The sequence below is a fragment of the Streptomyces sp. NPDC041068 genome (assembly GCF_040647455.1).
Lineage (GTDB): Bacteria > Actinomycetota > Actinomycetes > Streptomycetales > Streptomycetaceae > Streptomyces.
This window is the reverse complement of record NZ_JBEZCG010000007.1, coordinates 131,627-145,870: the sequence shown is the minus strand read 5'-3', so window position 1 is coordinate 145,870 and position 14,244 is coordinate 131,627. Positions and strand designations below refer to the sequence as shown.

The following is a 14,244-nucleotide window of genomic DNA, read 5'->3' as shown; positions in this document are numbered from 1 at the left end:
ACTCAAAGCTACGTTCGCGAACCAGGTCAAAGCATCGCTCTACGGTGCGATGCCGACCCTGGGAATCGTCGGGGTCGGACCCTGAGGAGTGTCCTCCCGCAGGAGGGCCGCGCGGTGCTCCCCGTCCTCACGGCGGCGGAGCCTGGCCCGCACCGCGGGCACGATCAGCACATGCGCGAGGGCCACCCCGAGGGTGTTCAGGAGCAGCGAGTCGATGTCGACGACCTGTCCGGGGACCCCGGTCTGCAGCAGTTCGATGCCCAGCGAGAGCAGGGCTCCGGCCGCGACCGTACGCACCAGCGAACCCCACGGAGAGACGACGAGCCGCCCGCCGGCCAGCGGAAGCAGCACCCCGAGCGGGGCGAGCAGCAGCACGCTCTCGCCGATCCGGCGGGCCGCCTGCAGACCGCCGAGCGCCAGGTCCGCCTTGATCCCGGCGAGAGGCTGCAGATTCGCGGCACTCACCCAGGGGACGTCCAGCGGACGCAGCGTGATCCACCCGACGAGCAGGAGGTGCGCGACGAGGAGGAATCCTCCCGCCGCGCGGAAGCGGATGGCGGCAACACGGCCGCCCGAGCCTTGACGCACGCCCCCCAAGACGTCCCGGGCGGCAGGATCGGTTCCGCGTAACAGAGGCGGTTACGTGCCGGTTACCGAAGGGTTTCCGTGGGCGGGGCCACCGTCCCGGGACGGGACCGGACCTCCGCGCCGCACTCGTACTCGCGCAGCGGGTCGTCCGCGGGACCGCCCATGATCACCGAGTTTTCGCCCGACGACGCCGCGCTGTCGGCCAGCGTGCACACGATCTGTGCCAACGCGAACGCCGAAAGGTCCTCCGGCGGCGTACTGAAGCGCAGCGTGTCGGCGGGGTCGCCCTCGCGCGGCCCCGAGACGGTGATGCCGCCGCGCACGTCCGTCGCGAAGCCCGCCTGCTTCTCGGGCTCCGACGGGGTCGTCGCCAGCTCGTCGAGGAGCGCCTGGGCGATGTGCAGCCGGTCGGTGTCCGCCTTGTCCGTGCGGATCTGCACGGTCCGGTCGACGCTCACCAGCTGGGCCGCGCACACCAGGAAGACCTGCACGGGAACGCCGTTGCCCGACTGAGAGGCGATGCTGGAGCCCGACATCACGCACGGCACCCGGGACGGGGCGGGGCCGTAATCGGTCGGGACCTCCGTCGACCTGATCCCGCACCCGGCGAGCGCGGCGGTGAGCCCCACGGCGGCGGCCACGGCACTGATCCGTCGCCTGTTCATGCCTGGCTCCCTTCGGCCCTGTCGTCCTCGGCCCGGCCCGCGCCGTCGCCCTCGCCCTCGGCCTCGCTCCCGCCGTCACGCGGCAGCCACAGCGTGAAGACCGCGCCGCCCTTGGGCGAGTTCGCGGCGGTGATCTCGCCGCCGTGGATGTGTGCGTTCTCCAGGGCGATGGAGAGGCCGAGGCCACTGCCCTCGGACCGCGGCCGGGACGCGCTCGCCTTGTAGAAGCGGTCGAAGACGTGCGGCAGGACGTCCTCGGGGATGCCGGGGCCGTGGTCGCGTACGGAGATGACGAGCTTGGCGTCCTCCAGGCGCACCGACACCTTCACCGGGGAGCCGCCGTGCTTGAGGGCGTTGCCGATGAGGTTGGCCAGGATCACGTCGAGGCGGCGCGGGTCGAGGCGGACCATGACCCCGCGTTCGGCGTCGAGATCGACCGCGTCCAGCCAGGCGCGGGCGTCGATGCACGCGGTGATCTGGTCGGCGATGTCGACGTCGTCGAGGACCAGGCGCGCCGTGCCCGCGTCGAAGCGGGTGACCTCCATGAGGTTCTCCACGAGGTCGTTCAGACGGCGGGTCTCGCTCACCACCAGGCGCACGGCCGGCTCGATCATCGGGTCCACGGAGCCGGTCTCCGCGTCGAGCTCCTCCTCCAGGACCTCGGTGACGGCGGTGATCGCGGTCAGCGGGGTGCGCAGCTCGTGCGACATGTCGGCGACGAAGCGCCGGGACGCCTCGTCACGGGCGCTCATGTCGGCGACCTTCTTCTCCAGGTTCTCGGCGGTTCTGTTGAACGTCCTGGAAAGATCGGCCAGTTCATCGGTGCCCGACACCCTCAGCCTGGTGTCCAGCTTGCCCTCGCCGAGCCGCCGCGCGGCAACTCCCAGGCGGTGCACGGGTTTGAGCACGGTGGTGGCCGCGGCCTGCGCGAGCAGCGCGGAGCCGATCAGCGCGAGACCCGTGGCGATGGCCAGGGACCAGCCCAGCGAACTGAGGTCCTTCGCCTCCGGTTCAAGGGACTTGAGCATGTAACCGGTGGGGCCGCCGCCGATCACCGTGGCACCGCCCACCAGATACGGGGTGCCGTGGTCGACGGTGCGCTGCCAGTACAGGTGGTAGGGGCTCTTGTTGCCCGAGGTGATCGACTGCTTCTTGTTCACCGCCTTCTGCAGCGATTCCGGCACCTTGGCGAGCGTGAAGGCGTCCAGGTCGGAGTAGCCGACGATCTGGCCGCCGCCCTTCTTCTCGGCGACCAGGAGCACGCTGTAGCGCTGGCTGCTGTTCGCCATCTGCGCGGCGGTCGCCTGCAGTTCCTCCTGCGAGGGGTTGGTCGGCAGCGCGCCGGCGCGGTTCTGCATCTGCTGGCGGAAGTCCTTGAGCGCCGCGTCCTGCGCTCGGGTGAGCACGGCCTCGCGGTTGAGCCAGTACGCGATGCCGGAAGCGGAGACGGCGGCGGTGAGCGCCACGAGCCCGAACACGACGACGAGCCTGAGGCGCAGACTCGTGAAACGCAGCCCCGCCAGTATGGCCTTGCGCGCCGCGGCCCAGCCGCGGAGCTTGTCCTGCGGTTTGGTCACTGAGGCGTGTCCAGCCGATAACCGACGCCGCGCACCGTACGAATGAGGGTCGGTGAGGACGGCACGTCCTCCACCTTCGCGCGCAGTCGCTGTACGCACGCGTCGACGAGCCGTGAGTCACCGAGGTAGTCGTGCTCCCACACCAGGCGCAGCAACTGCTGCCGGGACAGGGCCTGTCCGGGCCTGCGGCTCAGTTCGAGAAGGAGACGCAGCTCGGTCGGCGTGAGCTGAAGGTCCTCGCCGTTCTTGGTCACGGTCATCGCGGCCCGGTCGATCACGAGCGAACCGAACGTCGCCGCGTCGTTCGACTCGCGCTCACCGCGCCGCAGCACGGCACGGATGCGGGCGTCGAGCACCCGTCCCTGCACGGGTTTGACCACGTAGTCGTCGGCGCCGGACTCCAGACCCACGACCACGTCGATGTCGTCGCTGCGCGCGGTGAGCAGGATGATCGGCAACTGGTCGGTGCGCCGGATGCGACGGCACACCTCGAACCCGTCGATGCCCGGCAGCATCACATCCAGCACGATCAGGTCCGGCCGCTGCTCGCTGAGCAGTTTCAGGCCGTCCTCGCCGGTGGCAGCAGTGGCCACCCGATGTCCCTGGCGCGTCAGCGAAAGCTCCAGGGCCGTCCGGATGGCGTCGTCGTCCTCGATCAGCAACAGGGAAGGCACGGACGTCATTCTGTCCCATGCCACGGCCCCAGTTCGACTGCTGGAGCGCTCCCACACGGCACCCTCACGCGTGGAAGGGGTCACAAGCCGCTGTGACAGGCCTGTGACAGTCGGCGGACACCGTCATGAAGTGGGTCGGGCAGAGTTTTGGTCACACGCAAGAAGCCGGACTCCACCGACGGGGGGCGCGAGATGAATACGCTGCACAGCACCAGCTCAAGCGCAGTTGTCACGCGTCTCCACGACGTCGGACGGGGATCTGAGAAGTCCGGTGCCGTGAGCGGGCGGGGGTGCGCTCGCGGCACCGGGCGTCAGCACACCGGGTTCATGACGGTGGTTGACGCGTTCCAGGGGAGCCACGGGGGACACGGGGCTCATGGGGGAACGGACGGGGGAGCTCACGGGGGAGCCGCGTACGGGGAGGTCTCGGGGGAGCGGAAGTCGCTGTCGGAGGCGGAGTTCACCGCCTACGTCCAGGAGCGCCGCGCCTCCCTGTACGCAACCGCCTACCACCTGACCGGTGACCGCTTCGAGGCCGAGGACCTGCTGCAGAGCGCCCTCTTCTCGACGTACCGGGCCTGGGACAGGATCAGCGACAAGGCCGCGGTCGGGGGCTACCTCCGCCGCACCATGACCAATCTGCACATCAGCGCGTGGCGCCGCCGCAAGCTGAACGAATACCCGACCGAGGAGCTGCCGGAGACGGCGGGCGACACGGACGCGATGCGTGGCACGGAGCTGCGCGCGGTTCTCTGGCAGGCCCTGGCCCGCCTTCCCGAACTGCAGCGCACGATGCTGGTCCTCCGTTACTACGAGGGCCGCACCGACCCGGAGATCGCGGACATCCTCGACATCAGCGTGGGCACGGTGAAGTCCAGCATCTGGCGGTCGCTCCGCCGGCTGCGCGAGGACGAGGTCCTCAGCTTCGGCCGTGACCAGGAGGAGTCCTTCGGCGAGTTGGTCGCCTGAGGATCGGGGGGACACGGGGGAAAGCACGGGGGAAGTACGGGGGCCGCCGCTCCGGGGGGACGCGGCGGAAGCACGGGGGAAAGTCAGCGGGACCGGAAGGCCGGGGGGTCTTTCCGGTCCTTCTGCATGTACGGGGGTGTTCTACGAGTCACGAGACTCCGGCCCCGTCACGAACCGCTCTGACCCGTCACGAACCGCTCCGCACCCGCGCCTTCACGCACCGCCCGGCCGCGGCCGCCGCGACGCGTCCCAGCGCCTCCTCCTTGCCGCAGGCGTGCGCGCCGAGAGCGGTCTGCCGCGCCACGATCGCGCGCTCGGCACGCATCAGCCGCCACCCGCGCCGCAGCAGGAAGGGCACGGACTTCCTCCCCTCGCGCAGGTCCCGAAGCAGCCTGCGGCGGAACGTGGTGGAGGGCCGTCCCCGCAGACAGATCGCGTCGGCGAGCACGCCGAGCTCCCTGCACCGCTCCACGATGTCCGCCGCGAAGATGCCCTCCGCGATGAACAGGGGCGTCCGCTCGATGTCGAGCGCCTCCTGCCCGACGCGCGAGCTGGTGGCGATGTCGTACACCGGAACCTTCGTACGGCCCGTGCGGCACAGCTCCTCGATGGCGGCGACCGCGACGTCCGCGTCCCAGGACGCCGCGGAGTCCCAGTCGATGTCCGAACTGCCCGGCACCTGCGGCAACGTGGGGTCGTCGGCCTCCTTGTAGAAGTCGTCCAGACACAGGACGGGCAGCCCCGAGCGGATGGCGAAGGACGACTTGCCCGAGCCGGAGGGGCCGGCGAGCAGGACGACGCGGGTGGGTATCGGGGGATGGGAACCCAATGCAGTGAACCTTTTCACCTGGGGTTTTGCTGGCGGTCGGGAGTCATTATCAACCGAGACGCAAAGGGTTCCCAGACTGCGGCCCCTGGGACGTCAGTCACGTACGTCAGTCACGTACGGATGAGGGCAGGCGGTAGCCGTCGAGGTCCACGGGGCCCGGGAGGCGGTACGCGGGGCGGCCCTGCGAGGTCGTCCCCGTGGGCATTCCCGGCTGCGGGGCCGGGGCGGTGACCTCCTTGAAGGAGATGCCCGGCGGCACATCGACCGGACGCGTCCTGCCGGGGGCGGTCAGGGGCTTGTCCTGCCCCGGACAGGAGGCCGCCGCGCGCGGCAACGGTGCCGGACTGGTCGGCGACGCCCCGTTGCCCGCGAAACAGTTGCCGCCGGTGCGCCGTGCCTCCAGGACCAGGGCCGTGTCGCGGCGGCCGATGGCGTTGCCGGTGACGTGGTTGGCCTTGACGGGATAGCCCTGGACGTCGCTGAGGACGAACGCGGCGACCCGGTGGCCCTCGACGCGGTTGCGCTCGAAGCGGTTGCGGGTGCCGCCGCCGACACCGACGCCGATGCCGTATCCGCCCTCCGCCTGTTCGGGGCTGCGGTCGTCGTTGTTGTCCGTGATGGTGTTGCCGACGACGACGGCCTCGTGCTGCGGGCCGAGCGCCTCCAGGTTGTTGGAGTTGACCGTCATGCCCACGCGGTTGCGGCGCATCACGTTGCCGAGGAAGTACAAGTCGCGCGAGGCGTTGGTGACTTCGACGCCGATGGCGTTGTGCTCCAGGGTGTTGTTCCGCACCACCGTGTCGCAGGGGTCGCACTGGCCCACGTAGATCCCGGAGTCGGACTGGCCGGAGGCGTAGGAGTGCTCGATGACGCCGCTGCGGGCGTCGAAGGCGTAGATCCCGTACAAGGCGTTGTTGTACGCCGTGACGTACGACGCCCGAAATCCCTTCAGCGGCGGGAACTCGGCGGTGTCCAGAGGGTCGTAACCGGCGCCGCCCGCACCGGACCCCTGGAGCCGCTCGTCGGTCACGCCGGTGAACAGGACGCCGTTGGCGAGGTGATTGCGTACCGTCAGGTTCTCCACCACCGAGGCCTTGCCCGTCACGGTGATGCCGTTGGCCCGCTTGAACTCCCCGTCGATGACGGTCCGCGAGCGGTCGGCGCCGCGCAGTGTCACCCCGGGCCGCCGGACGGCCACGGACTCCTGGTAAACCCCCGAAGAGACCAGCACCACGTCGCCCGATCGTGCGACGTCAACTGCCTTCTGGATTGACGGGTATTGCCCCGGTACGCGCAGTACCGCGGGAGGGCCGCTCGGGCCGGGGCGGCCGTCGGAGCCGGGGGATCCGCAGCCGGAAAGGGACGCGAGCACCGCGCCCGCCAACACGGCAGCGCTCAGGCGTACGGGCTGACGCCAACGGGATGGCGAGAAGCGACATTTCGCAATAACTGACTTCATGTCGCAAAGGTGTACCGTCATGCCTGCCTTTCCGGCCCACGATGGCGCGCACTCTGTGAGGAGTACCGGTGACCGCTCCGCCGTCCCTGCCCCGCCGCTCCCTGCTCACCGCCACGACCGTCGCCCTGACGGGCGCGAGCGGCTGCATGCCCCGTGGAACCGAGCCCGACGACGAGCGCCCGCAGCGCCGCGTCCAGGCAGGTGTCTCGGAGGCGCAGCCCCGCCATGTCCTGCTGATCGCCTATGACGTACGTACCAAGGGCGAGGCGAAAGCAACGGCCGCGGACGGTGTGCGGCGCGCCCTGGCCGCGTGGACGGCGCACCCGGTGCGGCGGGTGACGCTGACCGTCGCCGCGGGCCCCGACCTCTACCGCAAGCTGGGCCTTCCCGCCCCGGACGGCCTGCGGGACCTGCCCGCCTTCCCCGGTGACCGGCTTGAGGCACGGCGCAGCGGCGGCGACCTCCTGGTCCAGCTGTGCGCGGACGATCCGCTGGCCTGCCGCCGCGCCGCCGCCCGCCTGACCGACCAGGCGAAGGGCGCCCTCGGCCCGCGCTGGCGGCAGAGCGGATTCCTGCCGCCGCACGCCGCCCGAGAGACCCCGCGCAATCTCTTCGGCTTCAAGGACGGTACGGAGAACCCTCCGCCGGACGAACTGCCCCGCTGGGTGTGGGACAACGGCGGCGGCACGCACCTCGTCTACCGCCGCATCCACATGGACGTCGACCGCTTCACGGCGCTGCCCATGGACCGGCAGCAGAACGTGATCGGCCGCCACCGCGGCAGCGGCGCCCCGCTGGGTGCCCGCATGGAACACGACGCCGTCGACCTGTACGCCAAGACACCGCAGGGCCGCTATGTGATCCCCGCCGACGCCCATGTCCGCCTGGCCCACTCCCGCCTGGACGGCGGGGCCCGGATGCTCCGGCGCGGCTACTCCTACGACGACGGCGGCGATGACAAGGGACTGCTCTTCATCGCGTACATGAAGGATCCGGCGCTCTTCGTCCGTGTCCAGCAGCGGCTGGCGGACGAGGACGCCATGAGCGCCTTCACCGAGCACCGCGCGTCGGCCGTCGGCTACGTCCTGCCCGCGCCCGGACCGGGCGAACACCTGGGCGACCGGCTGGCCTGATCCGGCCCGGCCCCGGCAACTGGAAGGACTGTTCTTTGGCCAGGGATTCGCTGTCGTGGCTCCAGGAGAAGCTGGGCCGGCTGCGCGGCCTGGAGCCCGACCCGGACCCGGCACTGCCCCCGCCCGACGATCCCTGGCAGCCCGACGCGGCGTTCGTCATCGCCCTCGCGCTGATGATCGGTGAAGCGCTGATCGCCAACGGCGCGTCCGCCGAGGAGACGGCCGCGGGCATGCTGACGACGGCCGAGTCCTTCGGGCTCCACTGGTGCGAGCCGGACGTGACGATGTGGGTGGTGTCCCTGTCGGGCCGGATGCCCGGAGACGCCCGGCCGCTGGTGGAACAGCGGGTCGTCCGCCGCAGGACCAACGACTTCACGGCTCTGGGGCGGACGCACCGGCTCGTCGAGGAGATCAGCGAGCGGACCGTACCCGCGACCGAGGCGCGGGAGCGTGCGCTGGCCCTCAGCCCGCCGCCGGAGGGCGTGGTGAAGCGGGGCCCGGCCGCCAGGTGGGGCGTCGCCGCCGCGCACAGCGGGGTCGTCGCCGCGTCGGGAAGCCTGGTCGCGGGCGGCGACCTGCTGGTCGTCGTCCCGTCCTTCGTCGCCGCGACGCTGGGCGGGTACCTCGCCAACACCCTGTGCGCGCTGGGCGTCCTGCCCTTCTACCGCTTCGCGTTCGCCGCCATGCCCGCCGCCCTCTTCGCCTATCTCGCCGAGATCCTCGGGTACGGCGACATCAGCCCGGCCCTCGTCGTCGGCGGGGTCCTTTCGCTGCTGCCCACGCTCACCATGGTGAGCGCCGTGCAGGACGCGCTCGCCGGGCACTATCTGACCGCGTACGCACGGGTGATGGACGCGGCGCTGGTGTTCGTCGCGATCGTCGCCGGCATCGGCGTGGTCCTCGTCGTCGCCACCAAGAACGGACAGGACCTGCCGCTCCTGTCGCCCAACACCACGATCGACTACTTCTCCTGGCGCTTCGTGGGCGCGGCGGCGTTCGCCGTGGCCATCGCCTCCCGGATGTGCGTGCCGCCCCGGAAGTGGTTCACCGTGATGCTGCTCGGCGCGAGCGGTGTGCTGGCGTACGTCGCGCTGCGCGACATGGGCTACTCGCGCATGCTGATCACCGGTGTCGTCGCGATGTGCATCAGCCTGGTGGGACGGCTCATCGCCCGGCGTACGGGGGAGTCGGCGCTGCCCCTGGTCATTCCCGCGGTCACGCCGCTGCTGCCGGGAAGCGTCCTCTACCGCTCGCTGAGCGAGCTCGCCATCAGAGAGGCCGACCACGGCGTGACGCACATGGTGCAGGCCATCGCCTTGATGGTGGTGCTTGCCACGGGTGTCAGCTTCGGAAATGAAGCGGCCTACTTCTTTCGGCAGTTGCGCCGTCGGCGCGCCAGGGCGTGATGCCCGATCCGCCTTCTCTTTCTTCGACCTTCTGTTCCTTCGACTTTCTGTTCCCTCGCCCGGATGGGCGCCCGGGACGTTCCAATTTGATCATCCCGTGGCGCGCCTACCTATTCCTTATGTGAGAAATGTGCAGTTTCGGTGAGGTTCTCGAATTCGAGATCAGAGAGGACAACCGTGGAACTACATATGAAGCGGCGAGCGCTGAGCGGTATGACGGTGCTGCTCACCGCCGCTACCGCCGGGGCCGGGCTGCCGGCCTTCGCGTCGGCGGCCCCTCAGGCCCGCGACGCCGGTGACGGTTCGGTCAAGGTCCGCGTCGTCCGCGCCGTGGACGCCAACGGCGAGTGGGACAAGGCGCTGGAGCCCGGGATGTCCGGGGTCGAGGTGGTTCTCACCGACGCCGACGGCAAGAGCATCAAGGGCAAGACCGGGGCGGACGGCACCGTCAATCTCGCGCCCGGCACCAAGCTGCGCGGCGGCAAGTACCGCGTCGAGGCGAAGAACCCCAAGCCGGGCGTGCTCTTCTCGGGCTTCGCCCAGCCCAAGGACGACCTGAGCGACCCGAACATCATGTCCTCGAACGTGGAGTTCGTGGACCTCAAGGGCGGCAAGGACGTCGAGTTCACGACGTCCTTCTGGTACCCGGGCGACTACTGCCAGAAGAACGCCGAGCTGGTGACCGCCTGTATCGGCAAGGACATCGACGGGTTCTCCGAGCCCGACACCCGGCGGACGCTGGTCGGCTTCCCGTACAACGCCCGCGGCAACAACAACCAGACGACGGACCTGTCGGACAAGGGCACCACGGGCGTGGTGTACGGCATCGGCTGGAGCAAGCCGAAGAAGTGGATCTTCTCCGGGGCGATGACGCGCCGGGCGGCCAAGTACGGTCCGGACGGTCCGGGTGCCATCTACCTCACCGACCGCGAGAGCCAGCAGACGACGCTGTTCACGAAGGTCCCCAACGTCGGCAACACCCCGCACAACATGATCGCGAGCGGTCCGGAGGGCTTCGACATCGGCATCGTCCCGGCGGTGTCCAAGGAGTCGCTGGGCGATGTGGATGTGACGGATGACGGCAAGGACCTCTACGTCGTCAACCTGAAGGACCGCAAGCTGTACCGGTACGACGCCACGAAGAAGACGGCGAGCGCGCCGAAGGGGTCGTACGCGATCCCCAACCCGGGCTGCAAGGCCGACGGCGACTGGCGTCCCTACGGCCTCGGCCTCCAGGACGGCACGGTCTACGTGGGCGGTGTCTGCTCGGGCGAGTCGAGCCAGAGCAAGGCCGACATGCGGGCCGTCATCCAGACGTTCAACCCGAAGAGCGGCAAGTTCACCGGCACGATCATGAACGACCGGCTCGACTTCTCGCGTGGCGTCGCCGACGACCTGCCCGGCACCTGCAAGGGCGCGGGCTGGTTCCCGTGGGCGAACGGCTGGCGTCCCACCCAGAAGGTGAAGACCGCGAGCGGTGAGGTCGAGCAGTCCTGTGGGGCGCGACACGCCTACCCGCAGCCGATCCTCGGCGACATCATCGTGGACACCGACGGGGAGCTGATCCTCGGCTTCCGCGACCGCTACTCCGACCAGACGGGCAACGGCCTCTCCAGGACGCCCGGAGGCGCCGCGGACGCCGACCCGTCCTCGGGCGGTGACATCAACCGCGCGTGCAAGAAGGACGGCAAGTTCGTCCTGGACGGCAACGGCGGCTGCAAGAACAACGCCACCACCGCCAACAACGGCGGACGCGCGACCCCGGACGGGAGTCTCCCGAAGGAGTACTACCCCGGCGACTACCGGGCCACCTGGCACACGGAGTCCGCCCACTCCGGCATCGCCCTGTCCAAGGTCGAGGACACCATCGCCACGTCCGGCATCGACGTGATCGACGGTGTCTGGAACGGCGGCACGATGTTCATCAACCGCTTCGACCCGGCCCGCGCCTCGGGCCTGGGCAACCAGCTGACCACCACCTTCGGCAAGGGCGGCTCCATGGCCGACCTGGAGGTGCTGTGTGACGAGGCGCCGTTCCAGATCGGCAACCGCGTCTGGTACGACAACGGCAAGCGCCAGAAGAACGGCATCCAGGACGCGGACGAGAAGCCGGTCGTGGGCGCCACGGTCAACCTGTACGACGCCAAGAACAAGAAGATCGGCACGGCCAAGACCAACAAGCGGGGCGAGTACTACTTCGACTCCACGCTGGTCAAGAACGTCGCCGAGGAGGACTGGAAGTACGGCCGCAAGTACTTCGTCCGCATGGACAACCCGGCCGACTACGCCAAGGGCGGTGTCCTGGAGGGCTACAAGCCCTCGCAGTTCGGCAACGGCGGCAACATGGCCGTCGACTCCAACGGCAAGCCGTACGGCAACGGCTTCTCCGCCGCCGACGTCAAGATCGACGGCGCGGGGCAGAACGACCACGACATCGACTTCGGCTTCCACAGGCCGACGAAGATCATCCTGACCAAGGTCAGCGCCAAGGACCGTACGCCCGTGATGGGTGCGGTCTTCCAGCTGTGGCAGGAGTCCAACGGCAAGAAGGGCCTGCAGCGCAAGGGCAAGGCCGACAAGCGTCTCGGCGAGTGCGCCACCGACGCCAAGGGCAAGTGCACCTTCTCCAAGATCATGATCGGCAGCTACTACCTGGTCGAGACCGCCACCCCCGAGGGCTTCATCAAGCCCGTGGGCGCGGCGGCCGTGACGGGGCCGCTCAAGGTCACCCAGAAGAACTGTGAGTTCAACCCGCTCCGGGTCACGCTCAAGAACAAGCCGGAAGAGCCGATCAAGAAGAAGTAATACGGCTCTCGCTCGACTTGGACTCACTGCGGCAGTCCGCCCCGGCCCCACGGCCACGGGCGGGCTGCCGTCCCACTTTTCCACGGATTGTCCAACGGAAGTTCCACGGAAGTTCTACGGAAGGCAGGTCCCTGTGCCCCTCGAGAACCCGCTGCGTCGGCTGCGCCGCCGCACCCTGATCGCCTGTGCGGCGGTGGCCGCGGCCGGTGCGGCCCTGACGGCCGGCGTCACCATGCGCGGACCGGACGCCGAGCCCGAGCGGGCCCTCACCGGCGCCGAGGTCCAGCGCTTCGCCATGGCCCGGCTCAGCACCTACGAGGCCAGCCCCGCCGAGCTGCGGATCACCATCCCCCAGGACGAGGAGGAGGCGATGGTCGTCCACGGCCTCGTCGACTACCGCGCCCACCGCGCCGTGGGCCGCTACAGCACGACGGACCGTTCCTCGCGGGGCGACACGGGCCTGCTGGCCTGGGACATGGGCGGCCTGGGCGTGGCTCCGGACAAGGGGGCGCGTGGCGCCGACGCGGGCGTCCAGGGCATCGCCAGGACCGCGTCGGGCATGCGTGGCCAGGCCTGGTCGTCCCGCGCCTACACCACCGACCCGCTCGACATCGCCCTTCGGATGACGCACATGCTGGGCAACAACCGTCCCGAGAACGCCCAACTGCTCGCCCAGTCCGGGCCCCGCTGGCTGGGCCGGGAATCGCTCGGCGGCACGGAGTACGACATCGTCTCCGGGCCCCGACCCTCCGCGAAGGAGAAGCCCGCCGTGCGCACCACCCGCTCCCCGCTGCGGTACTGGATCGGCCCGACGGGGGACCTGCGGCGGGTGGAGGCGGCCGTGCGCGGTCTGCCCGGTCCTGTGCGCATCGACATCGTGGCGGGCAAGACCGCCTCCAAGGTGCCCGACGCCCCATGGGGAGGCCCCGCCCGCCGCGCCTGAGGCCGGGCTAGCGGGCGACGGGCGGCCCCTGCGGCTCCTCGTGCGCCGAGCCGTCCTCGTACCCCCACATCGTGGTCGCGATCAGCTCGTCGTCGGTCAGGACCGCGTGGTTGCGCTTCTTGGTGCCGGGCTTGCGGCCGAAGACGTAGACGTGGGTGCCCTTGCGGGCCAGCTTCCACAGCCGGGCGGCGTCCTGGAGGCGCATGTTGACGCAGCCGTGCGATCCGCCCCCGTCGTAGATGTCCCGGTAGGAGCCGTGCAGCGCCTGCCCGCCGCTGAAGTACTGCGAGTACGGCATGCGGGCATTGCCGAAGAGAGTCGAGCGGTCGTGGCGGACCCGCTTGCGGATGTAGTGCATGCCGCCGCGCGTCTCCACGCCGTGCGCTCCGGTGCGGACCGGGACCGGCTTCATGACCAGCTTGCCCTTGGTGCCCGTCTGCACCCACAGCAGCTGCCGGGTGCGGTCCACGCAGATCACCTTGTAGCGGCGCTGGGGGCAGCGGCGCGCCTTGTTCGGGGTCGTGCCCGCCTGGACGATCAGCAGCATCCGGTACGTACGCAGATTCGCCTGGCCGGTGGCCGGCTTGATGCCGTGGCGCTGCTGGAAGGTGCGGATGGCGACACAGTCCGCCTCGGACTGGACGCCGTTCTGCTTCAGCTTCAGGTACTTCTCCAGCTGCCACTGGTAGGGCCCTGTGGCGGCCCGGCACCGGGCCGGGGCCTGTGCGCTCGCCGCTTCCGCCGGCAGGAGCGTCACGCCGACGGCGAGAACCAGGCCGGCCAGGGTCGCGGCCCGTGCCGCACGCCGAACGGCCCGCCGGCCCGGCGCGCCGCGCCTGCTGCCGTCGGCTTCGTCTATCGCTCTGTCCATGAAGTGATCATGCGATGAGGAGGTGTCCGGCGCAGCGGGCCGTAGGCCGAACAGGGCGGTCGGCGGCCGTGCCCCCTTGGCGGGTTTCCATGTGGGCGCGTGGGCGCGAACCGGTGGATCAAGGGGGTCGGGGAGGCGTAAACCTGCAAAGGGTCCGGAGAGACGCGCCCTGCTTCGAGAAGTGCCTCGCCAGGTGTTATTGCGCCCCTCTCAAGGGCTGGCCATGCATTGCGAATGCGAGTTCACTGGGTGAATATCCTCGGCCTGATGTTGCCGGATGCCGTTCTCCGGCAGGGCGACCGCCGAGTGAAGTGGTCCCCCGCGT

At 70.0% G+C, this 14,244-nt stretch carries 12 protein-coding genes; 5 read left to right on the top strand and 7 right to left on the bottom strand.

Annotation, left to right across the window (positions count from 1 at the left end; all coding sequences use genetic code 11):
- Nucleotides 1–39: 39 nt before the first annotated feature.
- The 4 genes from AB0B50_RS17760 to afsQ1 all read right to left on the bottom strand — a co-directional run bounded on the left by AB0B50_RS17760 (nt 40) and on the right by afsQ1 (nt 3,504).
- Nucleotides 40–588: a VanZ family protein gene (locus tag AB0B50_RS17760; protein ID WP_362332088.1), complete on the bottom strand. Its 549-nt coding sequence runs from the start codon at nt 586–588 to the stop codon at nt 40–42.
- Between the two features lie 62 nt (nt 589–650).
- On the bottom strand, nt 651–1,253 hold the full coding sequence (locus AB0B50_RS17755; RefSeq protein WP_362332085.1) for a hypothetical protein: 603 nt from the start codon (nt 1,251–1,253) through the stop codon (nt 651–653).
- Complete coding sequence (locus tag AB0B50_RS17750) at nt 1,250–2,830, bottom strand: HAMP domain-containing sensor histidine kinase (protein WP_362332082.1); 1,581 nt, start codon at nt 2,828–2,830, stop codon at nt 1,250–1,252. Before AB0B50_RS17750 ends, AB0B50_RS17755 begins: the two co-directional genes overlap by 4 nt.
- Nucleotides 2,827–3,504, bottom strand: a complete 678-nt coding sequence (gene afsQ1 / locus AB0B50_RS17745) for a two-component system response regulator AfsQ1 (protein WP_362332079.1) — start codon at nt 3,502–3,504, stop codon at nt 2,827–2,829. Before afsQ1 ends, AB0B50_RS17750 begins: the two co-directional genes overlap by 4 nt.
- 192 nt (nt 3,505–3,696) lie before the next feature.
- Here afsQ1 and AB0B50_RS17740 point away from each other — a divergent pair, with 192 nt between their 5' ends.
- Nucleotides 3,697–4,473, top strand: coding sequence for a SigE family RNA polymerase sigma factor (locus tag AB0B50_RS17740; RefSeq protein WP_362332076.1), 777 nt, complete (start codon nt 3,697–3,699; stop codon nt 4,471–4,473).
- Between the two features lie 187 nt (nt 4,474–4,660).
- On the opposite strand, the gene AB0B50_RS17735 is transcribed toward AB0B50_RS17740, so the two are convergent.
- Both AB0B50_RS17735 and AB0B50_RS17730 read right to left on the bottom strand, forming a co-directional pair.
- Nucleotides 4,661–5,302 (bottom strand): ATP-binding protein, encoded by a 642-nt coding sequence (locus AB0B50_RS17735; protein ID WP_362332073.1) that lies wholly within the window; start codon nt 5,300–5,302, stop codon nt 4,661–4,663.
- Between the two features lie 106 nt (nt 5,303–5,408).
- Nucleotides 5,409–6,536 (bottom strand): right-handed parallel beta-helix repeat-containing protein, encoded by a 1,128-nt coding sequence (locus AB0B50_RS17730; RefSeq protein ID WP_362332070.1) that lies wholly within the window; start codon nt 6,534–6,536, stop codon nt 5,409–5,411.
- Between the two features lie 293 nt (nt 6,537–6,829).
- Here AB0B50_RS17730 and AB0B50_RS17725 point away from each other — a divergent pair, with 293 nt between their 5' ends.
- The 4 genes from AB0B50_RS17725 to AB0B50_RS17710 all read left to right on the top strand — a co-directional run bounded on the left by AB0B50_RS17725 (nt 6,830) and on the right by AB0B50_RS17710 (nt 13,048).
- Nucleotides 6,830–7,894 (top strand): Dyp-type peroxidase, encoded by a 1,065-nt coding sequence (locus tag AB0B50_RS17725; protein ID WP_362332067.1) that lies wholly within the window; start codon nt 6,830–6,832, stop codon nt 7,892–7,894.
- A gap of 35 nt (nt 7,895–7,929) precedes the next feature.
- Entirely contained in the window at nt 7,930–9,300 is a 1,371-nt protein-coding gene (locus AB0B50_RS17720; protein ID WP_362332064.1) for a threonine/serine exporter family protein, read from the top strand.
- A gap of 189 nt (nt 9,301–9,489) precedes the next feature.
- Nucleotides 9,490–12,105, top strand: coding sequence for an SdrD B-like domain-containing protein (locus AB0B50_RS17715; RefSeq protein ID WP_362332061.1), 2,616 nt, complete (start codon nt 9,490–9,492; stop codon nt 12,103–12,105).
- 133 nt (nt 12,106–12,238) lie between these two features.
- Entirely contained in the window at nt 12,239–13,048 is an 810-nt protein-coding gene (locus AB0B50_RS17710; RefSeq protein ID WP_362332058.1) for a hypothetical protein, read from the top strand.
- Nucleotides 13,049–13,055: 7 nt separating this feature from the next.
- On the opposite strand, the gene AB0B50_RS17705 is transcribed toward AB0B50_RS17710, so the two are convergent.
- On the bottom strand, nt 13,056–13,919 hold the full coding sequence (locus AB0B50_RS17705) for a L,D-transpeptidase (protein WP_362332055.1): 864 nt from the start codon (nt 13,917–13,919) through the stop codon (nt 13,056–13,058).
- Between the last annotated feature and the right edge of the window lie 325 nt (nt 13,920–14,244).

Bases quoted from the DNA above. Each gene is read 5' to 3' on its own strand.
- AB0B50_RS17755 (WP_362332085.1), bottom strand. From the start codon at position 1,253: ATGAACAGGCGACGGATCAGTGCCGTGGCCGCCGCCGTGGGGCTCACC.
- AB0B50_RS17740 (WP_362332076.1), top strand. From the start codon at position 3,697: ATGAATACGCTGCACAGCACCAGCTCAAGCGCAGTTGTCACGCGTCTC.
- AB0B50_RS17715 (WP_362332061.1), top strand. From the start codon at position 9,490: ATGAAGCGGCGAGCGCTGAGCGGTATGACGGTGCTGCTCACCGCCGCT.
- AB0B50_RS17705 (WP_362332055.1), bottom strand. From the start codon at position 13,919: ATGGACAGAGCGATAGACGAAGCCGACGGCAGCAGGCGCGGCGCGCCG.